Annotated in this window: 25 protein-coding genes; 16 read left to right on the forward strand and 9 right to left on the reverse strand. The window is 53.1% G+C overall.

Annotated features, from left to right (window positions below; all coding sequences use genetic code 11):
- Window positions 1-50: 50 nt before the first annotated feature.
- The 9 genes from folC (at window position 51) to hisP (ending at window position 8,460) form a co-directional block, all read left to right on the forward strand.
- Window positions 51-1,316: a bifunctional tetrahydrofolate synthase/dihydrofolate synthase gene (folC, locus tag ACI2J2_RS00805; protein ID WP_265555648.1), complete on the forward strand. Its 1,266-nt coding sequence runs from the start codon at window positions 51-53 to the stop codon at window positions 1,314-1,316.
- Window positions 1,317-2,069: a cell division protein DedD gene (gene dedD / locus ACI2J2_RS00810; protein ID WP_209638881.1), complete on the forward strand. Its 753-nt coding sequence runs from the start codon at window positions 1,317-1,319 to the stop codon at window positions 2,067-2,069.
- A 296-nt stretch (window positions 2,070-2,365) separates the two neighbouring features.
- Window positions 2,366-2,866 (forward strand): colicin V production protein, encoded by a 501-nt coding sequence (cvpA, locus tag ACI2J2_RS00815; RefSeq protein ID WP_020827869.1) that lies wholly within the window; start codon window positions 2,366-2,368, stop codon window positions 2,864-2,866.
- Between the two features lie 21 nt (window positions 2,867-2,887).
- Complete coding sequence (gene purF, locus ACI2J2_RS00820) at window positions 2,888-4,405, forward strand: amidophosphoribosyltransferase (RefSeq protein ID WP_265555653.1); 1,518 nt, start codon at window positions 2,888-2,890, stop codon at window positions 4,403-4,405.
- Between the two features lie 132 nt (window positions 4,406-4,537).
- On the forward strand, window positions 4,538-5,110 hold the full coding sequence (locus ACI2J2_RS00825; protein ID WP_404759215.1) for a UbiX family flavin prenyltransferase: 573 nt from the start codon (window positions 4,538-4,540) through the stop codon (window positions 5,108-5,110).
- A gap of 301 nt (window positions 5,111-5,411) precedes the next feature.
- Entirely contained in the window at window positions 5,412-6,194 is a 783-nt protein-coding gene (gene hisJ / locus ACI2J2_RS00830; RefSeq protein WP_209638887.1) for a histidine ABC transporter substrate-binding protein HisJ, read from the forward strand.
- A gap of 85 nt (window positions 6,195-6,279) precedes the next feature.
- The gene (locus tag ACI2J2_RS00835; protein WP_209638890.1) at window positions 6,280-6,966 is read left to right on the forward strand and encodes a histidine ABC transporter permease HisQ; all 687 of its coding nucleotides are present in this window, start codon (window positions 6,280-6,282) and stop codon (window positions 6,964-6,966) included.
- Window positions 6,963-7,667, forward strand: coding sequence for an ABC transporter permease (locus tag ACI2J2_RS00840; protein WP_209638892.1), 705 nt, complete (start codon window positions 6,963-6,965; stop codon window positions 7,665-7,667). The genes ACI2J2_RS00835 and ACI2J2_RS00840 overlap by 4 nt, the downstream gene beginning before the upstream one ends.
- A gap of 19 nt (window positions 7,668-7,686) precedes the next feature.
- Window positions 7,687-8,460 (forward strand): histidine ABC transporter ATP-binding protein HisP, encoded by a 774-nt coding sequence (gene hisP, locus ACI2J2_RS00845; protein WP_209638894.1) that lies wholly within the window; start codon window positions 7,687-7,689, stop codon window positions 8,458-8,460.
- A gap of 41 nt (window positions 8,461-8,501) precedes the next feature.
- Here the strand turns inward: hisP and ACI2J2_RS00850 are convergent, their stop codons facing one another.
- From ACI2J2_RS00850 to yfcG, 3 genes are all read right to left on the reverse strand, one after another.
- Complete coding sequence (locus ACI2J2_RS00850) at window positions 8,502-9,416, reverse strand: TIGR01777 family oxidoreductase (protein ID WP_209638896.1); 915 nt, start codon at window positions 9,414-9,416, stop codon at window positions 8,502-8,504.
- A 26-nt stretch (window positions 9,417-9,442) separates the two neighbouring features.
- Window positions 9,443-9,814, reverse strand: coding sequence for a dihydroneopterin triphosphate 2'-epimerase (folX, locus tag ACI2J2_RS00855; protein ID WP_012146035.1), 372 nt, complete (start codon window positions 9,812-9,814; stop codon window positions 9,443-9,445).
- A 104-nt stretch (window positions 9,815-9,918) separates the two neighbouring features.
- Window positions 9,919-10,548, reverse strand: a complete 630-nt coding sequence (gene yfcG / locus ACI2J2_RS00860) for a GSH-dependent disulfide bond oxidoreductase (RefSeq protein WP_209638898.1) — start codon at window positions 10,546-10,548, stop codon at window positions 9,919-9,921.
- 248 nt (window positions 10,549-10,796) lie between these two features.
- Here yfcG and yfcE point away from each other — a divergent pair, with 248 nt between their 5' ends.
- Together yfcE and yfcD are read left to right on the forward strand one after the other, a co-directional pair.
- The gene (gene yfcE, locus ACI2J2_RS00865) at window positions 10,797-11,348 is read left to right on the forward strand and encodes a phosphodiesterase (RefSeq protein WP_209638900.1); all 552 of its coding nucleotides are present in this window, start codon (window positions 10,797-10,799) and stop codon (window positions 11,346-11,348) included.
- Window positions 11,349-11,440: 92 nt separating this feature from the next.
- A complete protein-coding gene (yfcD, locus tag ACI2J2_RS00870; protein ID WP_209638902.1) occupies window positions 11,441-11,998 on the forward strand; it encodes an NUDIX hydrolase YfcD in 558 nt (185 codons plus the stop codon).
- 54 nt (window positions 11,999-12,052) lie between these two features.
- On the opposite strand, the gene metC is transcribed toward yfcD, so the two are convergent.
- Together metC and ACI2J2_RS00880 are read right to left on the reverse strand one after the other, a co-directional pair.
- On the reverse strand, window positions 12,053-13,240 hold the full coding sequence (gene metC / locus ACI2J2_RS00875; RefSeq protein ID WP_404759216.1) for a cystathionine beta-lyase: 1,188 nt from the start codon (window positions 13,238-13,240) through the stop codon (window positions 12,053-12,055).
- A gap of 52 nt (window positions 13,241-13,292) precedes the next feature.
- Entirely contained in the window at window positions 13,293-14,543 is a 1,251-nt protein-coding gene (locus tag ACI2J2_RS00880) for a dicarboxylate/amino acid:cation symporter (RefSeq protein ID WP_404759217.1), read from the reverse strand.
- 220 nt (window positions 14,544-14,763) lie between these two features.
- On the opposite strand from ACI2J2_RS00880, the gene ACI2J2_RS00885 reads away from it, so the two are divergent.
- Window positions 14,764-15,702 (forward strand): LysR family transcriptional regulator, encoded by a 939-nt coding sequence (locus tag ACI2J2_RS00885; protein WP_404759218.1) that lies wholly within the window; start codon window positions 14,764-14,766, stop codon window positions 15,700-15,702.
- 138 nt (window positions 15,703-15,840) lie between these two features.
- Here the strand turns inward: ACI2J2_RS00885 and pta are convergent, their stop codons facing one another.
- Together pta and ackA are read right to left on the reverse strand one after the other, a co-directional pair.
- A complete protein-coding gene (gene pta, locus ACI2J2_RS00890) occupies window positions 15,841-18,003 on the reverse strand; it encodes a phosphate acetyltransferase (protein ID WP_209638908.1) in 2,163 nt (720 codons plus the stop codon).
- A gap of 152 nt (window positions 18,004-18,155) precedes the next feature.
- Window positions 18,156-19,358, reverse strand: a complete 1,203-nt coding sequence (gene ackA / locus ACI2J2_RS00895) for an acetate kinase (RefSeq protein ID WP_209638911.1) — start codon at window positions 19,356-19,358, stop codon at window positions 18,156-18,158.
- A 355-nt stretch (window positions 19,359-19,713) separates the two neighbouring features.
- Between ackA and yfbV the strand changes: the two genes are divergently transcribed.
- From yfbV to ACI2J2_RS00915, 4 genes are all read left to right on the forward strand, one after another.
- Entirely contained in the window at window positions 19,714-20,169 is a 456-nt protein-coding gene (gene yfbV, locus ACI2J2_RS00900) for a terminus macrodomain insulation protein YfbV (RefSeq protein WP_209638913.1), read from the forward strand.
- A 147-nt stretch (window positions 20,170-20,316) separates the two neighbouring features.
- The gene (locus ACI2J2_RS00905; RefSeq protein WP_404759219.1) at window positions 20,317-20,811 is read left to right on the forward strand and encodes a YfbU family protein; all 495 of its coding nucleotides are present in this window, start codon (window positions 20,317-20,319) and stop codon (window positions 20,809-20,811) included.
- A 15-nt stretch (window positions 20,812-20,826) separates the two neighbouring features.
- Window positions 20,827-21,483 carry a sugar phosphatase gene (locus ACI2J2_RS00910; protein ID WP_265555668.1) on the forward strand — a complete coding sequence of 219 codons (657 nt, stop codon included), beginning with the start codon at window positions 20,827-20,829 and terminating at the stop codon, window positions 21,481-21,483.
- 104 nt (window positions 21,484-21,587) lie between these two features.
- Window positions 21,588-23,420, forward strand: a complete 1,833-nt coding sequence (locus tag ACI2J2_RS00915) for an SLC13 family permease (protein WP_404759220.1) — start codon at window positions 21,588-21,590, stop codon at window positions 23,418-23,420.
- A 30-nt stretch (window positions 23,421-23,450) separates the two neighbouring features.
- Here ACI2J2_RS00915 and yfbR read toward each other — a convergent pair whose 3' ends face one another.
- Window positions 23,451-24,050, reverse strand: a complete 600-nt coding sequence (yfbR, locus tag ACI2J2_RS00920) for a 5'-deoxynucleotidase (RefSeq protein ID WP_037421003.1) — start codon at window positions 24,048-24,050, stop codon at window positions 23,451-23,453.
- 208 nt (window positions 24,051-24,258) lie between these two features.
- Window positions 24,259-25,473, reverse strand: a complete 1,215-nt coding sequence (locus ACI2J2_RS00925) for a pyridoxal phosphate-dependent aminotransferase (RefSeq protein ID WP_209638917.1) — start codon at window positions 25,471-25,473, stop codon at window positions 24,259-24,261.
- Between the last annotated feature and the right edge of the window lie 370 nt (window positions 25,474-25,843).

Genomic DNA, 25,843 nt, shown 5'->3' on the forward strand with positions numbered 1-25,843 from the left:
GAGGGTGGTGCCCTGATGGATTAATGAACCCAAGTTCAGTGACGGGACTCATGCAAAACCACCAAATTCCCCAAGCCACGTCGCCATTGAGCTCGTGGCTTTTTTATCTGGAACGTCTGCACAGCCAGGCGATCGAACTCGGCCTGGAACGCGTACAACGCGTTGCGGAGCACCTTGATTTACTCACTCCTGCACCGACGGTGTTCACCGTTGCCGGCACTAACGGCAAGGGCACCACGTGCCGCACTCTGGAAGCGATTTTGATGGAGGCGGGGTTGCGCGTTGGCGTCTACAGCTCACCACATCTGGTACGTTATACCGAAAGGGTGCGCATTCAAGGTGATGAGCTGAGCGAGGCCGAACACAGCCGTTCATTCGCCGTCATTGAAGCGGGCAGGGGTGAAACGTCACTGACCTATTTCGAATTTGGCACTCTGTCGGCCTTGCAACTGTTCAAACAAGCTAAGCTTGACGTGGTGATCCTGGAAGTTGGTCTTGGTGGGCGTCTGGACGCGACCAACATTGTCGACCCGAGCGTGGCAGTGGTGACCAGCATTGCACTGGATCACACCGACTGGCTGGGCAGTGACCGCGAAAGCATTGGCCGCGAAAAAGCCGGGATTTTCCGTGGCGGTAAGCCGGCCGTCGTGGGGGAACCGGATATGCCGGCAACCATTGGGCAAGTGGCGGACACTCTGGGTGCGCAACTGTATCGCCGCGGCGAGGCCTGGACCTTTAGCGAACAGGGTGAGCGCTGGCAGTGGGAAGGCGGCGGTACCTTGCTGACTGACTTACCGATGCCAAACGTGCCCTTAGCCAATGCGGCGACCGCACTGGCTGCATTGCATTATTCTGCGTTGGAAATTGATGAGCGGGCGATTTTCGCCGGTCTGCAGCAGGCGACCTTACCGGGACGTTTCCAGATTGTGCGGCGTGAACCGACATTGATCCTCGACGTGGCGCATAACCCGCACGCGGCAAGTTATTTGGCTGGTCGCCTGGCGACGTTGCCGCGTAATGGTGGCAAAGTACGTGCCGTGGTGGGGATGCTTTCGGACAAAGATATTGCCGGTACGCTGGCCTGTCTGAGTGAGCAGGTCGATGAATGGTACTGTGCGCCGCTTGAAGGGCCGCGCGGTGCCAGTGTTGAGCTGTTGGCGCAATATTTAACGGAACCGCGGCAGTTTACCGATGTCGAAACTGCCTGGCGTCAGGCTATGCAGGACGCTGAAAAACAGGATATTGTGATCGTCTGTGGATCGTTCCACACCGTTGCACACGTGATGGCGGCGTTAGACGAGATGCGGGGAGTGTGAGTGGCAAGTAAATTTCAAAACCGATTGGTGGGTACCGTGATTCTGGTTGCGCTGGGGGTGATTATCCTGCCAGGGCTGTTGGACGGTAAAAAGAAACATTACGAGGATGAATTCGCAGCCATTCCATTGGTGCCGAAGGCCGGTGATGTGGAAGAGAACGACGTGGTGCCACCGGTAAGTCAGCCATTGCCGGCACAACCGCCGGAAGGCGCAGGTGCATTGGTTGAACAGCAGGCGGCTAACGAGGCGGCGACGCAGCAGGCCGCGCAGAAGCCGGCTCAGGTCACGCAGGCACCGGTCGAGACGCGTCCGCAACCGACGCCGACGCCAACGCCACAGCCGAAACCTAAACCGGTAGAAACCAAGCCGGTGGAAGTGAAACCAAAACCGGTGCAGCAGCCGAAACCGGTGGAAGTGAAGCCGGTAGCCAAACCTGAGCCGAAGCCAGAACCGACACCGAAGCCTGAACCTGCACCTGTGCAGAAACCGGCGGAAGAGAAAGCACCGGCAGGGCAAGCGTATGTGGTGCAACTGGGGGCGTTGAAGAATGCTGCCAAGGTGAACGAAGTGGTCGCGTCGCTCAGGCTGTCCGGCTATCGTGCTTTCACCGTGCCATCCACACCGGTACAGGGGCAGATTACTCGGATTTACGTCGGTCCAGACGCCTCGAAACAGAAACTGCAGTCTTCATTGCCTGCGCTGAACTCCCTCAGCGGTTTGAGCGGCCAGGTGAAGCCATACGGCGTACGTTAAGAGAAAGGGGCACAGCATGCTGTGCCCCTAAACCTATGCGTGCCAGTATAATCATTAAATAAACTGTGCCTTTCGTAGCTGAAATGGCCTATGTAGGCGCGGCGGTTGGGAATTTTTTTATCGCCGCTTTTTATTTGTAACGTGGTAGGAAAACCCCTACGCAAACGTTTTCTTTTTCTGTTAGAATTCGCCGCGAATTGGATCACCCGTTAGATTTCATGTCGTATCAAGGCAGCCAACGCAGATGCGGTATGAAAGATGAAGGGGGCAGGGGCGATTCATTATTGGAATAGTTCATGGTCTGGATTGATTACGTCATTATAGCGGTGATTGGATTTTCGGCTCTGGTGAGCCTGATCCGAGGGTTTGTTCGCGAAGCATTGTCACTTGTGACATGGGGATGTGCGTTTTTTGTTGCCAGCCATTTCTACTCTTACCTTGCGGTCTACTTCACTCGTTTTGAAGATGAACTGGTGCGAAACGGTATCGCGATTGCAATCTTGTTTATTGCGACCCTGATCGTAGGAGCTATTGTTAACTATGTGATTAGCTCACTGGTAGAGAAAACCGGGTTATCAGGCACCGACCGGGTGCTGGGCGTCTGTTTCGGCGCACTGCGCGGCGTGTTGATCGTTTCGGCGATACTGTTTTTCCTGGATACCTTTACTGGTTTTTCACAAAGTGCCGATTGGAAACAGTCGCAGCTTATTCCCCAGTTCAGTTACATCATCAGGTGGTTCTTTGACTACCTGCAGAGCACGTCGAGTTTCTTACCGACCCATTTACCAGGGCGGTAGCGCTGATGAGGAAAAGACAACATGTGCGGTATTGTCGGTATCGCCGGTTTTATGCCGGTAAACCAGTCGATTTATGATGCGCTGACGGTGCTTCAGCACCGTGGCCAGGATGCCGCAGGCATCGTCACCATTGATGCCCATAACGGGTTCCGCCTGCGTAAAGCAAACGGTCTGGTGAAGGATGTGTTTGAGGCACGCCATATGCAGCGTTTGCAGGGCAACATGGGTATTGGCCATGTGCGTTACCCGACGGCTGGCAGCTCCAGTGCTTCAGAGGCTCAACCTTTCTATGTAAACTCACCGTTCGGCATTACGCTGGCACATAACGGCAATCTGACCAATGCCCATGAACTGCGCCAGACGTTGTTCGAAAGCGGTCGCCGCCATATCAACACCACATCCGACTCTGAGATTCTGCTGAACGTGCTGGCCAGTGAGCTGGACCGCTTCCAACACTATCCGCTGGAGTCCGACAACGTCTTCACTGCCGTTGCCGCCATGCATCAGCAGCTGCGTGGTGCTTACGCTTGTGTCGCGATGATCATCGGCCATGGCCTGTTGGCATTCCGTGACCCGCACGGCATCCGCCCGTTAGTCATCGGCAAACGCACGCTGGAAGATGGCCGTAATGAATATATGGTGGCTTCCGAAAGCGTGGCGCTGGATACGCTGGGCTTTGAGTTCTTGCGCGACGTGGCGCCGGGCGAAGCGGTGTATATCACCAATAAGGGCCAATTGTTCACGCGCCAGTGTGCAGAGAATCCGAAAACCAACCCATGCCTGTTCGAGTACGTTTATTTCGCTCGTCCTGACTCCTTTATGGACAAGATTTCGGTCTACAGCGCCCGTGTGCGTATGGGGCAGAAGCTGGGGGAGAAGATTGCTCGCGAGTGGGAAGATCTGGATATTGATGTCGTGATTCCGATCCCGGAAACATCCTGCGATATCGCACTGGAGATCGCACGCATCCTGGATAAGCCGTACCGTCAAGGTTTCGTGAAGAATCGCTATGTCGGCCGTACCTTCATCATGCCGGGCCAACAGGCACGCCGTAAGTCGGTACGTCGTAAGCTGAACGCCAACCGTGCTGAATTCCGCGACAAGAATGTGCTGCTGGTGGATGACTCCATTGTGCGCGGCACGACCTCAGAGCAGATCGTCGAGATGGCGCGCGACGCTGGTGCCAAGCGGGTTTATCTGGCTTCCGCGGCACCGGAGGTTCGTTTCCCTAACGTCTATGGCATCGATATGCCGAGTGCCAATGAGCTGATTGCACATGGGCGTGAAGTGGATGAAATCCGCCAGATCATCGGTGCTGATGGCCTGATTTTCCAAGACCTGGACGATCTGATCGAAGCCGTGCGTGAAGAGAACCCGGATATCGTTCAGTTCGAATGCTCGGTATTTAACGGTATTTACGTCACCAAAGACGTCGATCAAAGCTATCTCGAGTATCTGGAATCGCTGCGTAACGACGACGCCAAAGAAATACGTGGTCAAACCGAAGCAGAAAATCTGGAAATGCATAACGAAGGTTAAGCGCTTGCGTTGTGCTACCAAGGTGCACTGCGGCGTCTGTCGCAGTGCATTATCCCTCCCTGACTTGCTTATCCCTCGCCATTGCGGCAAAGTCTGCCTGATCTTATCTTTTTCGTGGCAGAGGCCAGTTTTATGAAACGACTCATCATCGGTATTTCCGGCGCCAGTGGCGCAATCTATGGCGTGCGCTTGCTGCAGGTATTACGCGACGTTGCAGAGGTGGAAACCCATTTGGTGATGAGCAACGCCGCGCGGCAAACGCTGTCGCTGGAAACTCCGCTCAGCCTGCGTGAAGTGCAGGCGCTGGCCGATGTAGTGCATGATTCTCGCGATATTGGCGCCAGCATTTCGTCCGGTTCGTTCAAAACGGCAGGAATGGTGATTTTACCTTGTTCGATCAAAACGTTATCGGGTATTGCCAATAGCTATAGCGACGGTTTACTGACACGTGCTGCGGATGTGGTGCTGAAAGAGCGCCGCCGGTTAGTGTTGTGCGTGCGTGAAACGCCATTGCATATTGGCCACCTGCGGCTGATGACCCAGGCTGCGGAAATGGGGGCAGTCATTATGCCGCCAGTGCCGGCGTTTTATCACCGCCCTGAGAGTGTCGAAGACATTATCGATCAAACCGTAAACCGGGTGGTTGACCAATTTGACATTGAATTACCGAAGGATTTATTTACCCGCTGGCAAGGTTCTAATTAACAAATTTCTCCCCAATTTGGTACATTTGTGCAACACCGCACTGATTTAGGGCGGCGCATGCACCATAATGATCCCACTTCATCACGTTCACTGTTTCAAGGCTTTGGTATTTATCCACTGCCCGTGGCGCGGCCAAGACTGGCCGATTTAATTTTGCAGTTATCGTCCCAGGAAACAGTTTTGTGAAGGCCGGAGCCGTTCCCTCCGCCTACAGCAACAAATGTGGCACGATTACTGCAAATTGATTTGGTGGAAAAGTAATGCCCGCAGTGGCATCAAAAAATCAATTTGAGGGTAATTTATGAAAAAGCTGGTTAAGGTTCTTCCTTTAGTCTTGGCTTTGAGCGCGGTAAGCAGCGCATTTGCCGCCGTACCATCGACGCTGAAGATAGGTACCGATCCGACCTATGCCCCCTTTGAGTCTAAAAATGCCAAAGGTGAGCTGGTCGGTTTTGATATCGATTTGGCCAAAGAGCTGTGCAAACGCATAAATACCCAATGTACCTTTGTGGAAAGCGATTTTGACGCGCTGATCCCTTCCCTGAAGGCGAAGAAAATTGACGCCATTATCTCTTCTCTGTCGATCACCGAAAAACGCCAGCAGGAAATTGCCTTCACCGACAAGCTGTATGCCGCTAACGCCCGTCTGATCGCGCCGAAAGGCTCGAAGCTGCTGCCTACCGTGGATGCGCTGAAAGGCAAAAGTATCGGCGTGCTGCAAGGTACCACTCAGGAAGCCTATGCCAACGCCATGTGGCAGCCTAAGGGCATTACCGTTGTGCCTTATCAGAACCAGGATCTGGTTTACGCCGACCTGGCATCTGGCCGTATTGATGCCGCTTTCCAGGACGAAGTGGCAGGCAGCGATGGCTTCCTGAAGCAGCCTCCAGGCAAAAACTACGCGTTTGCCGGCGAGTCGGTGAAGGATGACAAATTCTTTGGTGTCGGCACCGGTATGGGCTTGCGTAAGACAGATACCGAACTGAAGGCCGCTTTAGATAAAGCCTTTGCCGACATGCGCAAAGACGGTACTTACGACAAGTTTGCGAAGAAATACTTCAACTTTGACGTCTACGGCGGGTAATTCCGCGCACCGTTCCATGTTGTGACTTCGGGGCCGGTCCACCGGCCCCGATGGTTCGGGATCCAATGACGACAGGGTGAAGTAAATGCTGCAAGGCTATTCCCAATTGATATTTGAGGGCGCTTTGGTGACGCTGGAGCTGGCCCTCAGTTCCGTAGTGCTGGCGGTGGTGATTGGTCTGATCGGCGCTGGCGGTAAACTTTCACATAACCCACTGATATCGATGATTTTCGGTGCTTACACTACGCTGATCCGCGGTGTACCCGATCTGGTGCTGATGCTGCTGATTTTCTACGGCCTTCAAATTGCGCTCAACAACCTCACCGAACTGCTTGGCTTCTCACAAATTGATATCGATCCGCTCAGCGCGGGGATCATTACCCTCGGGTTTATCTACGGTGCCTACTTCACTGAAACTTTCCGTGGTGCCTATATGGCCGTCCCGAAAGGGCAGATCGAAGCAGCAACCGCCTATGGTTTTTCCGGTTCGCAGATTTTCCGTCGCATTCTGTTCCCTGCGATGATGCGCTTCGCCCTGCCGGGCATCGGCAACAACTGGCAGGTGATCCTGAAGGCAACGGCACTGGTGTCTATTCTTGGTCTTAATGATGTGGTGAAAGCTACTCAGTTGGCCGGTAAAGGTACCTACCAACCGTTCTTCTTCGCGATTGTGGCTGGCGTGGTTTATCTGGTTTTCACCACGGTTTCCAACGGGGTGTTGCTGTGGCTTGAACGGCGTTACTCACTGGGCGTGAAGAGGGCCGAGCTATGATCGATATTTTGCACCAATACTGGCAATCGCTGCTCTGGAGCGACGGCTATCGTTTCACCGGTGTGGCGGTCACGCTGTGGCTGCTCATTGCGTCGGTGGTGATGGGCGGTCTGCTGGCCATTCCGATGGCGGTGGCGCGTGTCTCCTCCATCAAATGGGTCCGCTTCCCGGTATGGCTTTATACCTACGTATTCCGTGGTACACCGCTGTATGTGCAGTTACTGGTGTTCTATTCCGGTATGTACAGCCTGGAGATTGTGCGTGGCAGCGAGTTCCTCAATGCGTTCTTCCGCAGTGGGTTGAACTGCACCATTTTGGCGCTGACTCTCAACACCTGCGCGTACACCACCGAGATCTTCGCCGGGGCTATCCGTTCGGTGCCGCACGGTGAGATCGAGGCGGCCAACGCCTACGGTTTTTCCCGCTTTAAGATGTATCGCTGCATTATTTTGCCTTCGGCGTTACGGACCGCGTTGCCGGCCTACAGCAACGAAGTGATCTTGATGTTGCACTCCACCGCGCTGGCGTTTACCGCCACCGTACCGGACCTGCTGAAAATCGCACGCGACATTAATGCGGCGACCTATCAGCCGTTCTATGCCTTCGGGATTGCGGCGGTGCTGTATCTGATTATCTCTTACGTGTTAATCAGCCTGTTCCGCAAAGCGGAGAAGCGCTGGATGGCGCATGTTAGCCACTGATAAATGACGGGAAGAAACTATGTCTGAAAATAAATTAGCCGTCACTGAACTGCACAAGCGCTACGGTGACCATGAAGTGTTGAAAGGCGTATCTTTGGCGGCCAACGCCGGGGATGTGATTAGCATCATCGGATCTTCCGGCTCCGGTAAAAGTACCTTTTTGCGCTGCATTAACTTCCTGGAGAAACCGAGCGAAGGTTCTATCAGCCTGAACAACGAAGACATTCGTATGGTGCGTGACAAAGATGGCCAGTTGAAGGTGTTTGATAAGAAACAGCTGCAACTGCTGCGTACCCGCCTGACGATGGTGTTCCAGCACTTCAACCTGTGGAGTCACATGACGGTATTGGAGAACGTGATGGAAGCACCGGTGCAAGTGCTGGGGTTGAGCAAGACGGAGGCGCGTGAGCGCGCTGTTCGCTATCTGGATAAAGTGGGCATCGACGAGCGTGCCCGCGGCAAATATCCTGTGCACTTGTCCGGCGGTCAACAGCAACGCGTGTCGATCGCCCGGGCATTGGCGATGGAACCAGAAGTCTTGCTGTTTGATGAACCGACGTCAGCCCTGGATCCTGAATTGGTTGGCGAAGTGCTGCGAATCATGCAGAAGCTGGCTGAAGAGGGTAAAACCATGGTGGTAGTGACACATGAAATGGAGTTTGCACGCCATGTGTCCAACCACGTGATTTTCCTGCATAAGGGGCTGATTGAAGAACAAGGTCCGCCGGCCGAGCTGTTTGGTAATCCGAAGAGTACCCGGTTGCAGCAGTTTCTTTCCGGCGCATTGAAATAGCCGTTTGGCGGGGCCGGATCTTTCTGGCCCCGTTCCGATCTTCAGCGATCGTCTTGCCGCTGATTGATAACATCATCCAAGGCCTGTTCCAATTCCAAAAAACGGAAGCTGAAACCGGCCTCTTCCAGACGTTTCGGCACTGCCCGTTGCCCGCCCAGCACCAATACCGCGGCTTCTCCCATCAATAAACGCAGGGCGAATGCCGGCACACGTAAAAATGCCGGCCGATCGAGGACGTTAGCGAGTTGCGCGGTAAACTGCTCGTTGTGAACGGGATAAGGGGCGACCATATTGAATGGCCCTTGCAGGGTCTGGTGATCCAGTAAATAAATAATGCCGTTAATCATGTCATCCAGATGGATCCACGGCAGATATTGGCGACCCGTACCCATTGGCCCACCGAGCCCGATACGGAAGGGGGGCAGCATTTTCGCCAGTGCGCCGCCTTTGGCTGCCAAGACGACGCCGGTGCGCAGCAGACAGACGCGGGTGGCATTGCTTTGCGCTTGGAGCGCCAATGACTCCCAGCGTTGACACAGCATATGGGTGAATTCGTCGTGCGGAACTTCGTCTTCGGTAACGACGGCCTGGTCTTGATCGCCATAGTAGCCGGTTGCTGAGCCGGAAATTAGCACGCTGGGCGGCGTGCTGCTGGCGTTAATCAGCTTTGCCAACTGTTCGGTCAGATCCCAACGGCTGTGACACAGGCGTTCTTTCTGCGCCTTGCTCCAGCGCTTGTCGGCGATCGGCTCACCGGCCAGGTTAATCACGGCATCAAAGCCCTCCAGCGAGGACTTATCTTGCAGCGTTGACCAATAATCTACCTGTTCGCCAAAACGTTCACGCGCGTGCTGCACGTTGCGGCTTAACACCGTAATTTGGTGAGAAAGGCCCAGCAGCCGCTGCGTCAGGCTGCTCCCTATCAATCCTGTGGCGCCGGTGATCAGGATCCGCATGGTCGATTCTCCCTGAAGCTGTAGTTTCAGGCCCGGCGATAGCTCATGGTCATCGAAACCGAGTCGGCGTAGCGCAGAGCCAATAGTTTATCTATTTCTACTTCAGCATAGGTTACCCAGGCGTGTTGTTTCACGATATCGAGCACATCCTGAGTTAATTTTTCCAGCAGGGCAAAGCGGTTATCTTCCACATGACGGATGATGGCTTTAGTGATGGTTCGGTAGTTAAGTGCATCGTCAATGTTTTCACTGTCGCGCGCTTTATCCGCCGGGTAATGGATCACGACGTTAATCAGGATGTCCTGACGGTTGTTGATTTCTTCTTCCTTGATACCGATGAAAGTACGCAACCGCAGGTTTTTTATACGAATAATGGCGTCGGGTTGACTGAATGACATCAGAGAATCTCCACAGGTCTGATTATTTGCGCCCAGAATACACGGAAAGTAAGGAAAAGATAACGAGCCGGGGGAAACTCCCCGGAGGCCGGGGAGTTGGACATTTAGCCCTGCTCAGCCAGTTTGTAAGCCCGCTCGGTTGCCGGGCGGTTACTGATACGCTCGAACCAGTTACGCACTGCCGGGTAATCCGCCAGATCGATACGTTGACGGGGGTGTGACACGACCCAAGGGTAAGTCGCAATATCGGCGATGCTGTAGTTGTCACCGCCCAGGTACGGGTGCTTTTGCAGCTCGGCTTCCAGAACGGCATACAGGCGCTTGGTTTCCAGATGGTAACGTTCAATGGCGTAAGGGACGGGTTGTGGGGCGTAATGGTTGAAATGGTGATTCTGTCCAAGCATCGGCCCAAATCCGGCGACCTGCCAGAACAACCACTGCAGCGTAGCGGCGCGTTCACGTAGCCCTTTGCTCAATAGCTTGCCGGTTTTCTCAGCCAGATACAGCAGAATCTCACCGGACTCGAACAGGCTGATAGGGGCTCCGCCATCAACCGGCTGCTGGTCGACGATAGCAGGGATTTTGTTGTTGGGGGAAATGCTCAGAAATTCCGGCTTGAACTGATCGCCGGCGCTGATGTTTACGCGGTGGATACGGTAGGGTAAGCCAACCTCCTCCAGAAACAGGGTAATCTTGTGACCATTTGGAGTAGGCGCGTAATACAGGTCAATCATGTTGCCTCCTGCGGTAAGGTGATCTGTAAATCATTACACGGTGTTGCGGTCTTCGCCGCGCACAAAGGTATATCAAAGATCTTTCTATAGGATTACCTACAATAGCAGCTAAGAATAGCAGGCTATGTGAGATTCGTCTGATGCTATCTCCACAAGATGCCTCACAATTCTCCGCAGGTAAATCTGCGGTTTGCCGTGCACTGGCGGCGCGCTAAAATAGCGCTTATTTCCTTATTAAGGACAAGGTCATGAAGCTGATATTTGCCTCGGATATTCACGGTTCGCTCCCCGCCACCGAAAGCGTGCTGGATCGTTTTGAACAAAGCGGTGCTGACTGGCTGATTCTGCTGGGTGATTTGCTGAATCATGGGCCACGAAACGCGTTACCCGCGGGATATCAGCCGGCGCAGGTTGCTGAACATTTGAATCGCTATAGCGACAAGATCATCGCCGTTCGCGGCAACTGTGATAGCGAAGTTGATCAGATGTTACTGTCATTTCCTATCACAGCGTCTTGGCAGCAGGTGCTATTGCAAAAAAGACGATTGTTTTTAACCCACGGTCACCTTTATCATCCTTCCGCACTGCCGCCGTTATCTGCCGGAGATGTGCTGGTCTATGGACACAGCCATTTGCCGCAGGCGGAACGGCAGGGGGATATTTACTGCTTTAATCCAGGGTCGGTCAGCATTCCGAAAGGGGGCTTTCCCGCCAGCTATGGCATACTGGAGGACGGCATTTTAAGTGTGGTCACGTTGGACAGCGGCAAGGCTGTTGCAGAGGTGGCATTAACGCACTAATTTATACACACACACAATAAAAATCTTTGAAAAACACTCATTGATTAACCAGTGCGCGGGATGCATCGCGCCAAAATAGAAGGTTTTAGAGGATGGCGGAACAGGGTCAGGCTGCAGATACCGAGTGGGTTGATATCGTCGACGAGCAAAACGAAGTGATTGCTCAATCCAGTCGCCAACAGATGCGTGCTCAACGGCTACGTCATCGTGCTACCTATATTGTGGTGCATGATGGAATGGGAAAAATTCTGGTGCAACGTCGCACCGACATCAAAGACTTCTATCCGGGCTGGCTGGATGCCACTGCGGGTGGCGTAGTGCAAAGCGGGGAGAATGTGCTGGATTCCGCGCGCCGCGAGGCAGAAGAAGAGCTGGGTATTGCTGGCGTGCCTTTTGCCGAACATGGGCTGTTCTACTTCGAAGAAGAGCAGTGCAGGGTGTGGGGTGCACTGTTTAGCTGTGTTTCCCATGGCCCGTTTGCTTTGCAAGAAGAAGAAGTGGCCGAGGTGAGCTGGCTGACGCCGGAAGAAATCACCGCACGCTGTGACGAATTCACGCCCGACTCACTCAAAGCACTGTCGCTGTGGCTGACACGCAACAATGAGCAGGCCTATGGCAAGCCGCTACGCGATAGCGACGAAAATGCCTGATGGGCTTTTGCAATGAATAAGCCGGTCAGTCGACCGGCTTTTGTTTAACCTTGTTTATGCCAGCCGTGCAAAACCCGCTTCCAGATCGGCAATTAAATCTTCGATATTTTCAAGGCCAATGTGCACACGCACGAGTGTCCCGGTGAAATCTACTTTGCCGGCAGGGCGAATTTCGTTGAGTTCCTCAGGCTGGTTGGCCAAGATCAGTGATTCAAACCCGCCCCACGAATACGCCATGCTGAAGTGCTCAAAATTATCCAGATAATGGGCAACCTGTTCATCGGTTAACCGCTGTTTAAGCACAAAAGAAAACAATCCGCAGCTGCCGGTGAAATCCCGCTGATAGTATTCGTGCCCTTTACAGGAAGGGAGTGCCGGATGATTGACTTGCGCCACCTCGGGGCGATTAGCCAGCCATTTTGCGACGGCGATACTGCTTACCTCGTGTTGCTTTAATCGTACGCCCAACGTTCTCAATCCCCGGCTGCCAACATAGGCTGTATCGGCATCGGCCATTTGCCCCATGAGATAAGAATTCTCGCGCAGTTGATCCCAACAGCGTGCATTTGATACCGCAGTGCCTAACATGGCATCGGAATGACCAATGATATATTTGGTCCCGGCCTGAATAGAAATATCCACGCCGAAATCCAGCGCTTTAAATAAGATGCCTGCAGCCCAGGTATTATCAATCATGATTACAATATCAGGATTAACCGCGCGGATAGCCTTTACCATGCCGGGGACATCTTGAACCTCCATGGTGATGGAGCTCGGTGACTCAAGAAATACCACTTTGGTATTTGGCTGAATAAGGTCGACAATGCCAGCGCTTATCAGTGGATCATAATATGTCGTCGCCACACCCAAGCGTGCTAATACCTTATTACAGAAATCCTGTGTGGGCTCATAAGCTGCCCCAGTCATCAGAATATGATCGCCATTGGCGACAAAGGCCAAAATGGCATTGGTCACTGCGGCAGCCCCGCAGGGGTAAAGAGAGCATCCTGCGCCACCCTCTAACTCCGTCATGGCGTCCTGGAATGAAAAATGTGTCAGGGTACCTCGGCGACCATAGAATAACTCACCTTTGGCACGGTTTGCCGTGGCCTGTTTTTTCGCTTTAACTGAGCTGAAAATTAATGAGGATGCGCGCTGTATTACCGAGTTTACCGAACCCTGGGTAAATTTCGGTTTGCGACCCGCAGTGACCAAGGCAGTTTCTATTTTTGTAGACGTCATAATTTACCTGCTTATTATCGATTATTAATCCAATGGGTAACGAATGGGGGTTCTATAAAGCGCTTTCTTCTTTTATTAGGGGAACATTTGTCTGATGCGCGGTAACTGCCGATTTCTTGCCAGAAAAACGTTCAACAATCTGCGCGGCATTTAAATCATGGATGACGTTGATTAAGGTGGCGGGGGCATCGGTAATGGTACCGAGAACCACCAACATCGGAATGGTTTCCAACGGGAGCCCCAGTGTCGTCACAATGAAAATTTCGCCAAGGAATGCTCCGCCAGGTACGCCGCCAACAATAATCGCCGAAAGTACAGAGATAAGCATGGTCAGTAAGAAGGTCTCCATCGTGAAGTCCAACCCCAACACGGCAAAGATAAAGACGATTTTCAATGCGGCAATCATCGCCACACCGCCTTTATTCAGGTTTACCAACAGGGGCAAGGCAATATCGACGATTTCCGGATCGATACCCATGGCTTTACCGGCGCGAATACTGACGGGCAACGTTCCTAGAGAAGAGCAGGTTCCCAATGCCGTTGCTGAAGGCTCGATGGCATTTTTCCAGAATGCGCGTACCGCAGGGACGCCGCCGCCAATCCAGGAGTAAAAAATGGAACCGAACACGAAATACAGCAGTGTTGCCAGGAAAAACAGGCCAATAGCTCGGGCAAAGGTGATCAGTAGTTGTGAGTCCTGGCTTGCCATGGTTGAAGCAAAATAACAGCCTAAACCGACGGGGGCCGCTTTCATGATGATGGACACAATCTTCATGATTACTGCATTCAGATCGTTTAACGAGTTGGAAATCCGTTTGCCTTGCTCACCGGATTGCCCAATGGCGATCCCGGCGATAACCGACATGATAATCAACGCCAGAATGTTGGATTTGGACAATAACCCAACAAAGTCATTGGCGGTAACCATGCTGACAAAATCCATCTCACCGCCCCCGGCGTTGAACTTTTCCGTCAGCTCAATCACCACGCCCTGTGCCGGATCAAACAGCGTTGCCAAACCCACAATACCTGCCGCCGGTATCAGCGCCATCATAATGGAAACGGCGAAGATAATTCCCATGATGCGGCCGAGTTTCTTCAGGTCCGTCATACCTGCAATTGATGACATAACGCTAACGCTGACCAAAGGCACAATTATCATAAATAATAAATTCAGGAATATTTTGCCTATAGCCTGTAATTTCAACGCTATCTCAGGTGCATAGATACCTAATGCTCCCCCTAGTGTTAATGCGAGCAATAGAATAAGTGAGGATCGGTAAGGCTCTAAATGTTTCCACATATTGATTCCTTTTTCATCATTTTTTCACGTGTGACTGAAGTCACTTTTTTATTGGCTATTTTTATTGATTATTTATTTTGTGATTGCGATCACCCTTTGGTGCTGTATTTAAAATTAAAAACGGATAATGTTTCTGTTGTTAATAATTACATTTTATTTCAATCAATGTAATGCGCCATTCGTACCATTTAATGAAATCACTCGTGAACGAAAGGAAAAAATGAGCAATCCGGCTTCGTTAAAACAACTAGAGATCCTGGTCAAGATCGTCGAGTGTGGTGGGTTATCGGAAGCCGCAGTTCAGCTGAATGTCTCGCCGTCTGCGGTGAGCAAAAGCCTATCGCAGCTGGAAAATCAATTAGGGACAACGTTACTGAAAAGAACAACGCGGAGTTTTACCCTTACCGAGCCCGGGCAGTATTTATACAATAGAGCAACGCAACTGTTGTTGGATTTTGATGAATCAATAAATACAACGGCAGGTTACTATAATCACCCTCAAGGGGAATTAAGGATAACCTGTTCTATAGCCTTTGGTTATACACACTTAGTGACACTGGTTAATCATTTTCGCAAGAATTGTCCTGATGTTGATTTTCATATCGATCTTAATGATAACTTTGTTAATCTTAATGAAGTCAATGTTGATATTGCATTGCGGGTGTCTTCGTCCCCTCCTGATAATTATGCCATGCGTAAATTGGCGACTATTAACTGGGCCTATTGCGCCAGTCCTAATTACCTCAGAAAATATGGGAAACCCAAATCCGTTCAAGAGTTAACTCGGCATCATTGCCTTATTTATCCGGGTTTAACCCCGAGAGAAAGGTGTACCGATGAGCAGGGCGTGACGCACCAGTTAAAAAAACGAACGCCTATTCAAGCAAACAGCAGCCTGGTGCTACTCAAGTCAGCTATTGAAGATCAGGGAATTGCCTATCTCCCGACCTATTTGTTAAGTGATTCTATACAACAGGGAGCCCTGGTCCCTTTGGCACTGGATGGCGAATTGACTCACGACACCCATGCTCTCTATGCCCTCTATTTTCCCAGCAGATATAGCAATCCGAAGGTGCGTTCATTTATCGACTATCTGTTGGATGAGCTCCAGCCGATCCCCGTCTGGGATAGCTGGATGAGCGAGTTCTCGACGCATTAAAACCGGACGCCGCAATGAGAAGCATGTTTTGGCGCACAGGAGAGGGACTTTATGAAGAGGGGGGAAACTGCAGTAAGCGGTGTGGAAAAGAAAAAGCCGGTCAATTGACCGGCTTTTTATCTGATAATTCAGGAATTATCAGGCTTTGGCTGCTGCCGCATCAGCCTGGGAAGACTGGATGGCGGTCAGTGCGACGGTGTAAACGATGTCGTCTACCAGCGCGCCACGGGACAGGTCGTTCACCGGTTTGCGCATGCCTTGCAGCATTGGCCCGATGGACACCAGATCCGCAGAACGTTGTACTGCCTTGTAAGTGGTATTACCGGTGTTCAGGTCTGGGAAGATGAACACGGTAGCCTGGCCTGCAACCGGTGAGTTAGGGGCTTTGGACTTGGCTACGTCGGCCATGATGGCTGCGTCGTACTGCAGTGGGCCATCGATGATCAGGTCAGGACGTTTTTCCTGTGCCAGACGCGTCGCTTCACGCACTTTCTCAACGTCGCTACCCGCACCGGAGTTACCGGTAGAGTAGGAGATCATGGCGACGCGTGGTTCGATACCGAAGGCGGCAGCGGAGTCTGCTGACTGAATAGCGATCTCAGACAGTTGCTCTGCCGTTGGATCCGGGTTGATCGCGCAGTCGCCGTAAACCAGAACCTGGTCAGGCAGCAGCATGAAGAACACGGAAGACACCAGCGAACTGCCCGGTGCGGTTTTGATCAACTGCAACGGTGGACGGATGGTGTTGGCGGTGGTGTGAACCGCGCCAGAAACCAGGCCGTCGACTTCGCCTTTCTCCAGCATCAGCGTACCGAGAACGACGTTGTCTTCCAGTTGCTCACGAGCAACCACTTCGGTCATACCTTTGCTTTTACGCAGTTCAACCAGACGTGGCACGTATTGTTCGCGAACGGCGACGGGATCAACAATCTCGATACCTTTGCCCAATTCAACGCCTTGAGCGGCTGCGACACGCTGGATCTCTTCTGGGTTACCCAAAAGCACGCATTCTGCGATACCGCGTTCGGCACAGATGGCTGCTGCTTTCACGGTACGAGGCTCGTCGCCTTCAGGCAGCACGATGCGTTTGCCGGCTTTACGCGCCAGTTCGGTCAGCTCGTAACGGAATGCTGGCGGAGACAGGCGGCGTGAACGCTCGGAGGTTGCCGTCAGTGATTCGATCCACTCGGCGTTGATGTGGCTGGCCACGTAGTTCTGCACTTTCTCGATGCGCTGATGGTCATCTGCCGGCACTTCGAGGTTGAAGCTTTGCAGGCTCAGCGAGGTCTGCCAGGTGTTGGTGTCGACCATAAATACCGGCAGGCCGGTTTGGAAAGCACGTTCACACAGTTTTCTGATCGGTTCGTCGATGGCATAGCCACCGGTCAGCAGAATGGCGCCGATTTCTACGCCGTTCATGGCTGCCAGACAGGCGGAAACCAATACGTCAGGGCGGTCCGCTGAGGTGACCAGCAGTGAGCCTGGACGGAAGTGTTCCAGCATGTGCGGGATACTGCGTGCGCAGAAGGTCACAGACTTCACGCGGCGGGTCATGATGTCGCCTTCATTGACCACGGTGGCCTTCAGGTGACGAGCCATATCGATAGCACGGGTCGCAATCAGATCGAAGCTCCACGGCACGCAGCCCAATACTGGCAGCGGGCTGTTGGCAAACAGTTGCGCCGGCTCAACATGAGTGATGCTGGCCTTGGTGGAATCGTCGAAGATCTCGGACAGGTCAGGGCGGGTACGGCCTTGCTCATCAACAGGAGCGTTAAGCTTATTGATGATCACGCCGGTGATGTTTTTATTTTTGCTGCCGCCGAAGCTGCTGCGAGCCAGCTCAATGCGCTCTTTCAGCTGTGCTGGGGAATCGTTGCCCAGCGCCAGCACGAAGACGATTTCCGCATTCAGCGTTTTGGCAATTTCATAGTTCAGCGCATTGGCGAACTGGTGCTTACGGGTCGGTACCAGGCCCTCGATCAACACTACTTCTGCATCTTTGGTGTTTTCGTGGTAGCGAGCCACGATTTCTTCCATCAGCACGTCTTGCTGGTTGGAGCTCAGCAGGCCTTCAACGTAGCTCATACGCAGCGGTTCAGCGGCTGTAATCGTGGAGTTGCTGCTACGGATGATGGTGGTGGTCTGGTCAAGCGAGTCGCCGCCAGTGCGTGGCTGAGCGATAGGTTTGAACACGCTCAGGCTAACGCCTTTTTGTTCCATGGAGCGGATGACACCCAGGCTGACGCTGGTCAGGCCGACGCTGGTGCCAGTGGGGATCAACATAATTGTACGTGACACAGAATAGTCCTCTTCACGATTTGACATGAGGCTATAGCCAAAATAGTTGAAGTTGCAGCCAGGCGGCAAACGCGTGCAGTCAATGTGGCTGCGGCTTCAAGTATGAAGGCTAAAACAGCACCGCCAGCCTGGGCTGACGGTGTCGGAAAGCATTACGCGGTCAGACGGGATGCGTCTTGCGCGATGACCAATTCTTCGTTGGTCGGGATAACCAGCGCCAGGCGGCTGCCGTCTTTGGTGATGGCACCGGATTTACCGAAACGCGCAGCCATGTTGCGCTCGTGGTCAATCTCGAAGCCCAGCAGGCCCAGTTTGTCCAGGGTCAGCTCACGCACCATGCCGGCGTTTTCACCGATACCGCCAGTGAAGATCACCGCGTCCAGACGGCCATCCATCAATGCGCTGTATGCGCCGATGTACTTGGCCAGACGGTGGCAGAATACGTCCATTGCACGCTTGGCGTCGGCTTTGGTTTCGTAGTTGTCTTCGACATAACGGCAGTCGCTGGTGACTTCGGTCAGGCCCAGCAGGCCGGATTCTTTGGTCAGCATTTTGTTGATTTGATCAACGCTCATGCCCAGTGCGTCATGCAGGTGGAAGATGATGGCTGGATCGATGTCACCGCTACGGGTGCCCATGACCAGGCCTTCCAGCGGGGTCAGACCCATGGAGGTATCAACACATTTACCGTTGCGCACTGCAGTTACAGAACCGCCGTTGCCCAGGTGGCAAGTGATCAGGTTAACTTCTTCAACGGGCTTGTTCAGCGCTTTTGCCGCTTCTTGAGTGACATAGAAGTGGCTGGTGCCGTGTGCGCCATAGCGACGAACGCTGTGGTCACGGTACAGGCTGTACGGCAGGGCGTACAGGTAGGATTCTTCCGGCATGGTCTGGTGGAACGCCGTGTCGAACACAGCCACGTTTTTATCAGCCAGTTTAGGGAAGGATTTCAAGGCTTCAGCGATACCAATCAGGTGTGCTGGGTTATGCAGTGGTGCAAAAGGTACTGCATCTTTGATACCCTGCAGGACATCGTCATTGATTACAGCAGAAGCGGTAAACTTCTCGCCGCCGTGCACGATACGGTGGCCGATAGCGGTCAGCTGTGCTGAAAGCTCCGGTTTTTGTGCCAGAATAGTATTAACAATGTAGTTCAGTGCTTCGCTGTGCGCAGCGCCGGCACCCAGAGCAGCTTCATGTTTGGCGCCGTCCATCTTCCACTTGAGGCGAGCCTCAGGCAGGTGGAAACATTCGGCTAAGCCGGAGAGGTGTTCTTCACCGTTGACAGAATCGATGATAGCGAATTTCAGGGAAGAACTGCCGCAGTTAAGGACCAGTACTAGCTTACTCGACATGGAAGTACCTACTTAAATAGTTCGTGTTGTTAAAGGAAATACCAAAACACGTGGTGAATTAATCGTCAATCAGACAACAAGCGTAGCGCATAATGCCGTTGACATTTATGATTAACATCATGTGAATTGCACAAACCACATGACGATGAAAAAACCGATGATTTCTCTGCGGTTTAAGTAATCTTGATTTTTATAGGGCTAAAAGTTGACAGAATTCTTGTCATCTTCTACCGGCCAAAAGGCCGGCTTAGGATACCGATAGCCTGAGGCAAACACAAAATAAATTTAAAGCTTCAAATTTTTTAGTATTGTGTTTGCCGTGCCCTTATTTTTCTTTGTGACGTTGAGGTACGCGATGACGAGCAAACCGTCCGGTTCCGTAAGCTGGTTTCAGGTATTCCAGCGCGGGCAGCATTACATGAAAACCTGGCCGTCAGACAAACGTCTGGCTCCGGTCTTTCCGGAGAATCGCGTTGCGAGTGCCACCCGTTTTGCCGTCCGCTTCATGCCGCCGCTGGCGGTGTTTACCCTGACCTGGCAGATTGCCCTTGGGGGGCAGTTGGGGCCGGCCATTGCCACGGCGTTGTTCGCCTGTAGCATGCCGATGCAAGGCTTGTGGTGGTTGGGGCGTCGTTCGATCACGCCATTGCCGCCAACGCTGTTGCAGTGGTACCACGAGGTACGCAATAAGTTAACGGAGGCTGGCCAGGCTGTGGCGCCGGTAGAAGGCACACCAACGTACCAGGCTCTGGCCGACCTGTTGAAGCGCGCCTTCAAGCAGTTGGATAAAACCTTCCTGGATGACCTGTAACATCAAAAAGGGCCGCATTCTTCAGCGGCCTTTTTACTGCGGTGACGAATAACCCCCGTTCAAATCAAAGAACCGGCGAGTTGTGATTTCCTGTGATATTGCGCTGTGCGATGCTTCCGTCATAAGCAATTTATCGAGGAAATTACGATGGAAATGACCCACGCCCAACGGCTAATCCTGTCCAACCAATACAAGATGATGACTCTGCTCGATCCGGATAACGCCGAACGTTACCGTCGCCTGAAGACCATCATTGAACGGGGGTTCGGTCTGCAGATGCGCGAGCTGGACCGCGATTTTGGTGAGATGAGCGAAGACGTGTGCCGCACCATTATTAATGTGATGGAAATGCACCATGCATTGCAGGTTTCCTGGGATAACCTGAAGGAAAAGCAGGGGATTGAAGCACGTCGGCTGGCGTTTCTCGGTTTTGACGCCGCCACCGAGGCTCGTCATTTGAGCTACGTGCGTTTCCTTGTTAATACCGAAGGACGTTATACTCATTTCGATTCCGGCAGCCACGGCTTTAACGCCCAAACCAAAATGTGGGAAAAGTACCAGCGTATGCTGGCGATCTGGCTGTCATGCCCACGTCAGTATCATTTGAGCGCCGTTGAGATAGCGCAAATTATTAATGCCTGAATAAAGAGGTTTCCTGTGGAGTGTAAGGGTTTTCTGTTCGATCTTGATGGGACGTTGGTGGATTCGCTGCCGGCGGTAGAGCGCGCCTGGATCAATTGGGCCACACGCCGTGGCATTAATCCGCAGGACGTACTGGATTTTATTCACGGTAAACAGGCCATTACCTCGTTGCGTCACTTTATGCCGGGTGAAAGTGAGGCTGCCATTCAGCAAGAGTTCCTGCTGTTGGAACAAGTAGAAGCGCAGGACACCGATGGCGTGACTGCCTTGCCAGGGGCCGCGGCGTTGCTGGCGCGGTTGGATCAACTCGATATCCCGTGGGCGATCGTTACCTCCGGCTCGATCCCGGTGGCGACCGCTCGCCGCCGCGCGGGTGGTTTGCCGGAACCTGACGTTTTCATTACTGCCGAACAGGTAAAACATGGCAAACCGCAGCCGGATGCGTATCTGCTGGGTGCCGAACGTCTCGGGTTGGCGCCGCAGGATTGCGTCGTGGTTGAAGACGCCGCCGCCGGTATTCTTTCTGGCTTGGCCGCGGGCTGCCAGGTGATTGCAGTCAATGCACCTGCCGATGCGCCAAAGCGGGACCAGGTCGATCTGTTGCTGACTTCGCTTGAGCAGATTGCCGTAGACAAAACGGAACAGGGTGCAGAGATTCGTCAGGTAGCCTAACGCGACGTTCCCTATCTTCACCCTAATTGATTAGACCCCGCATCGGCGGGGTTTTTTTATGCTACTTTTTAAGCCCTTGGATATCTCTGCCGGATGAGGCCGTTTTGAACAGCGAATTACTGTGGGTGCTGAGTTTACTGTTGATTGCCATTGTGCTGTTTACCACAAATAAGCTGCGTATGGACGTTGTGGCGTTGTTGGTCATCATCGCCTTTGTGCTGAGCGGCACACTGTCCTTGTCTGAGGCGACGGTGGGGTTTAGCGACCCCAACGTGATTCTGATCGCTGCGCTGTTTGTGATCGGGGAGGGGTTGGTACGCACCGGTGTGGCTTATCAGGTGGGCGACTGGTTGGTGAAAGTTGCCGGTAGCAGTGAAACCAAGATGTTGATGTTGCTGATGGTCACCGTGGCGGGCCTGGGTGCGTTCATGAGTTCGACAGGCGTGGTGGCAATCTTTATTCCGGTGGTGCTGAGCGTCGCGGCACGGATGAAAATTGCCCCGGGCAGGTTGATGATGCCGCTGAGTTTTGCCGGTCTGATTAGCGGTATGATGACGCTGGTGGCGACGCCGCCTAACATGGTGGTGAACAGCGAATTGGTGCGTGAAGGCATTAGCGGCTTTGGCTTTTTCGGCGTGACACCCGTCGGCTTGGCGGTATTGGTGCTGGGCGTGGGTTACATGCTGGTGGCCCGCCGCTGGCTGAGCAATGACGACGGTGATAAAACCCGGGAAACCTGGCACCGGCGTACTTTCCGCGATCTGATCCGTGACTACAAGCTGACGGGCAGGGCGCGCCGGCTGGCTATCCGTAACGGGTCTCCGCTGGTGGGGCGTTCGCTCGACGAAGTGCACCTGCGAGCCCGTTACGGCGCAAACGTGGTGGGGATTGAACGCTGGAAGCGCTTCCGGCGTGTGATGGTAAGCGCATCCGGCAGCACTGAACTGCGCGAAGGGGATGTGCTTTTGCTCGACATGTCGGACAGCCAGGTGGATCTCCGCGAGTTTTGCAGCGAGCAGCAACTGGAGCCGATGGTACTACGCGGCGATTATTTCTCCGAACAATCGCGCAACGTGGGTATGGCGGAAGTGTCGTTAATCCCCGATTCAACGCTATTGGGCAAAAGTTTGCGCGAATCTGCCTTTCGAAGCCGTTACGATCTGAACGTGGTCGGGATCCGTCGCAATGGTGTAACCCTGTCTGGCAAACTGGTGGATGAGCCCTTGGCATTGGGCGACATTTTGTTGGTGATAGGCGACTGGAAAGCGATTCGTCAACTGCAGGCGAAAACCCACGATTTTATCGTGCTCAATCTACCGGCTGAGGTCGACGAGGTCGCACCGGCGATCACCCAGGCTCCACACGCATTATTCTGTTTGGCGTTGATGGTGGCAATGATGCTGACTGACGAGATCCCAAACCCGATCGCCGCATTGATTGCCTGTTTACTGATGGGCAAGTTCCGCTGCATCGACATGGAAAGTGCCTATAAGTCGATCCACTGGCCGAGTATTATCTTGATTGTCGGCATGATGCCCTTTGCTCAGGCACTCCAGAAAACCGGTGGGGTGGATTTGATCGTCCGCGGATTGATGGACGTTGCCGGTGGTGCGGGGCCGCGGGTGATGCTGCTGTGCCTGTTTGCACTGTGCGCCACTATCGGGCTGTTTATCTCCAACACGGCGACTGCGGTACTGATGGCGCCGATAGCCATCGCGGCTGCGCGCGAAATGGGTGTTTCGCCGTATCCGTTCGCCATGATTATCGCCATTGCCGCGTCGGCTGCGTTTATGACGCCAGTTTCTTCGCCGGTAAATACGTTGGTGCTGGGGCCAGGGAACTATAAGTTTGGTGATTTTGTCCGCATGGGCGTGCCATTCACACTGCTGGTGATGTTGGTCAGCGTGATCATTGTGCCGTGGCTGTATGCCTTTTAATTAACGGCGCAGCGTGCTGCGCCATGAAGATTACAGAGAGGAGTCCAGGCTGATTTCATCCAGGGATAGGCTGAAGCTGGGAATAAACACGTTCATAAAATAATCCATCTCCGGGCTGCTGCGCTGCTGCAGGGTCTTTTCCAATCGGGCTTTCGCCAGCTTGAATTCGTTATTACCGGCAGACAATTCCTCCAGACATTTCAGGTAGGCACAGAGCGCATCTGCCTGCTTGACCACCAATTTTTCGTCTTCGGTATAATAGTGCTCGTCAAGAATAGAGCGGAAATCGTTGCGTAATTCGGCAGGAATCATATCCAGCAACTTCTGCTGAGCGATTTTTTCTATCTTCTTATATTCGTGGGCGATCTGCGGATTGTAATACTTGATAGGCGTCGGCATGTCACCCGTGATCACTTCGCTGGCATCATGATACATCGCCAGCAGGGCGACGCGATCGGCGCTCAGGTTGCCATTGAACTTTCTATTTTTAATCACGGCCAACGCATGGGCGACAAACGCCACCTGCAGACTGTGTTCGGAAACATTCTCGGTACGGACATTGCGCATCAGCGGCCAGCGATTAATCAGTTTCAAGCGGGACAGATGGGCAAAAAAGTGGCTCTGGCTCATGGTGCTCTCTTTTACAACGGCAAGTGAGGGTTCCATTGTGAGCAGTGACGGCGGCTTATGCAAATATCCTTCATGCTTCACGTTGCCTCTTTGTTGGCTGCCTTCGCCCACTCTGGTCACATAGCTCTCTATGCTCCCGGACATGTGCTCAGTTGCCACCTTGATGCAACGCGAAGCATTTCGGCTATTATGAGAGTGCCGTTAATTTTTACTGGCGGTAGCCTTCGAGGAAGCGGCCCAGTTTACCCACCGCCATTTCCAACTCGTCGACACGCGGCAGGGTCACGATACGTACATGATCCGGGTATGGCCAGTTGAAGGCGCTGCCTTGTACCAGCAGCACTTTTTCCTGCAGCAGCAGATCCAGGACCAATTTCTGGTCGTCGCGAATATTAAACCGCTTGGCGTCGATGCGAGGGAACATATACAGCGCACCCTGAGGCTTCACGCAGGAAACGCCGGGGATCTCGTTCAACAGTTCCCAGGTGCGGTTGCGCTGTTCATACAGGCGTCCGCCGGGCTGAATGAATTCGCTGATGCTCTGATAGCCACCCAGTGCCGTTTGGATCGCATGCTGCATTGGAACGTTGGCGCACAGGCGCATTGACGCCAGCATTTCCAACCCTTCGATGTAGCCCTTGGCGTGTTTCTTCGGCCCGTTCAGTACCATCCAACCCTGACGGAAACCGGCCACGCGATAGGTTTTAGACAGCCCGTTGAAGGTGACTGTCAGCAAATCCGGCGCCAGCGCGGCGATAGAGTGGTGCTCGGCTTCGTCATACAGGATTTTGTCGTAAATCTCATCGGAGAAGATAATCAGGTTGTGTTGACGGGCGATCTCAACAATCTGCTCCAGCAGTGCTTTGCTGTATACCGCGCCGGTCGGGTTATTCGGGTTGATGATCACGATACCGCGGGTGCGGGGGGTGATCTTGCTGATGATATCATCCAGATCTGGGAACCAGCCGGCTTCTTCATCACACAGATAATGCACGGCTTTACCACCGGACAGCGAGACGGCAGCAGTCCATAACGGATAATCCGGTGCCGGCACCAGCATTTCGTCGCCGCTGTTCAGCAACGCCTGCATCGATTGCACGATGAGCTCGGAAACCCCATTGCCGATGTAGATATCCTCAACGGTCATGTCACGTATGTTACGCGCCTGGTAGTGCTGCATGATCGCTTTACGTGCCGAGAAGAGCCCTTTGGAGTCAGAATAGCCTTGCGCCGTGGGCAGATTGCGGATCACGTCGACCAGGATTTCGTCAGGGGCGTCGAAACCAAACGGGGCAGGGTTGCCGATGTTCAGTTTCAGGACTTTATTGCCTTCTTCTTCAAGACGTTTAGCTTCTTTGAGCACCGGGCCGCGAATGTCATAGCAGACGTTGTCCAGTTTGTTGGATTTCTCAATGGGGGACATAAAAAGTTGAGCCTTTTGCTGGGATGGGGGCGTTCCTACCGTGGAACACCGCAACCTGCACAATGTACTCCTGGCGTTAGCGCTTTTGAAGGGTTGTGCACGCCTTTGGTGCAAACGAAGGGGGCTGAGGGCAATTTCAGGGGGTATAAACAACGCTAAAGTAATTTGATGGGTTTTAACTCTGGTTTTTGTTTTTTTTCTGGTTTTTTGCTCTGTAATGACGGGTGCGTACAGGTATAATTGCTCAAGGCCATCGGCGTATCAGCGCTGAGGTGTCAACGATTGTTAAGCTGGACCGAGGATTAAAACAGATAAAATGTAAAGAAATGATAATGCCAGAGTTGTCTGATGGCGAGTTGTCAATCGGCGA

This window comes from Serratia sp. NPDC087055 (assembly GCF_044900985.1).
Taxonomy (GTDB): domain Bacteria; phylum Pseudomonadota; class Gammaproteobacteria; order Enterobacterales; family Enterobacteriaceae; genus Serratia.

What these genes read in the sequence shown, in the direction of transcription:
- hisP (WP_209638894.1), top strand. Translation starts at nt 7,687, where the DNA reads ATGTCTGAAAATAAATTAGCCGTCACTGAACTGCACAAGCGCTACGGT.
- ACI2J2_RS00885 (WP_404759218.1), top strand. Translation starts at nt 14,764, where the DNA reads ATGAGCAATCCGGCTTCGTTAAAACAACTAGAGATCCTGGTCAAGATC.
- ACI2J2_RS00850 (WP_209638896.1), bottom strand. Translation starts at nt 9,416, where the DNA reads ATGCGGATCCTGATCACCGGCGCCACAGGATTGATAGGGAGCAGCCTG.
- ACI2J2_RS00925 (WP_209638917.1), bottom strand. Translation starts at nt 25,473, where the DNA reads ATGTCCCCCATTGAGAAATCCAACAAACTGGACAACGTCTGCTATGAC.
- ACI2J2_RS00905 (WP_404759219.1), top strand. Translation starts at nt 20,317, where the DNA reads ATGGAAATGACCCACGCCCAACGGCTAATCCTGTCCAACCAATACAAG.
- ACI2J2_RS00825 (WP_404759215.1), top strand. Translation starts at nt 4,538, where the DNA reads ATGAAACGACTCATCATCGGTATTTCCGGCGCCAGTGGCGCAATCTAT.
- yfbR (WP_037421003.1), bottom strand. Translation starts at nt 24,050, where the DNA reads ATGAGCCAGAGCCACTTTTTTGCCCATCTGTCCCGCTTGAAACTGATT.
- yfcG (WP_209638898.1), bottom strand. Translation starts at nt 10,548, where the DNA reads ATGATTGACCTGTATTACGCGCCTACTCCAAATGGTCACAAGATTACC.
- hisJ (WP_209638887.1), top strand. Translation starts at nt 5,412, where the DNA reads ATGAAAAAGCTGGTTAAGGTTCTTCCTTTAGTCTTGGCTTTGAGCGCG.
- yfcD (WP_209638902.1), top strand. Translation starts at nt 11,441, where the DNA reads ATGGCGGAACAGGGTCAGGCTGCAGATACCGAGTGGGTTGATATCGTC.
- ACI2J2_RS00835 (WP_209638890.1), top strand. Translation starts at nt 6,280, where the DNA reads ATGCTGCAAGGCTATTCCCAATTGATATTTGAGGGCGCTTTGGTGACG.
- yfbV (WP_209638913.1), top strand. Translation starts at nt 19,714, where the DNA reads ATGACGAGCAAACCGTCCGGTTCCGTAAGCTGGTTTCAGGTATTCCAG.
- ACI2J2_RS00880 (WP_404759217.1), bottom strand. Translation starts at nt 14,543, where the DNA reads ATGTGGAAACATTTAGAGCCTTACCGATCCTCACTTATTCTATTGCTC.
- ackA (WP_209638911.1), bottom strand. Translation starts at nt 19,358, where the DNA reads ATGTCGAGTAAGCTAGTACTGGTCCTTAACTGCGGCAGTTCTTCCCTG.
- cvpA (WP_020827869.1), top strand. Translation starts at nt 2,366, where the DNA reads ATGGTCTGGATTGATTACGTCATTATAGCGGTGATTGGATTTTCGGCT.
- purF (WP_265555653.1), top strand. Translation starts at nt 2,888, where the DNA reads ATGTGCGGTATTGTCGGTATCGCCGGTTTTATGCCGGTAAACCAGTCG.
- folX (WP_012146035.1), bottom strand. Translation starts at nt 9,814, where the DNA reads ATGTCATTCAGTCAACCCGACGCCATTATTCGTATAAAAAACCTGCGG.
- metC (WP_404759216.1), bottom strand. Translation starts at nt 13,240, where the DNA reads ATGACGTCTACAAAAATAGAAACTGCCTTGGTCACTGCGGGTCGCAAA.
- folC (WP_265555648.1), top strand. Translation starts at nt 51, where the DNA reads ATGCAAAACCACCAAATTCCCCAAGCCACGTCGCCATTGAGCTCGTGG.
- yfcE (WP_209638900.1), top strand. Translation starts at nt 10,797, where the DNA reads ATGAAGCTGATATTTGCCTCGGATATTCACGGTTCGCTCCCCGCCACC.
- ACI2J2_RS00840 (WP_209638892.1), top strand. Translation starts at nt 6,963, where the DNA reads ATGATCGATATTTTGCACCAATACTGGCAATCGCTGCTCTGGAGCGAC.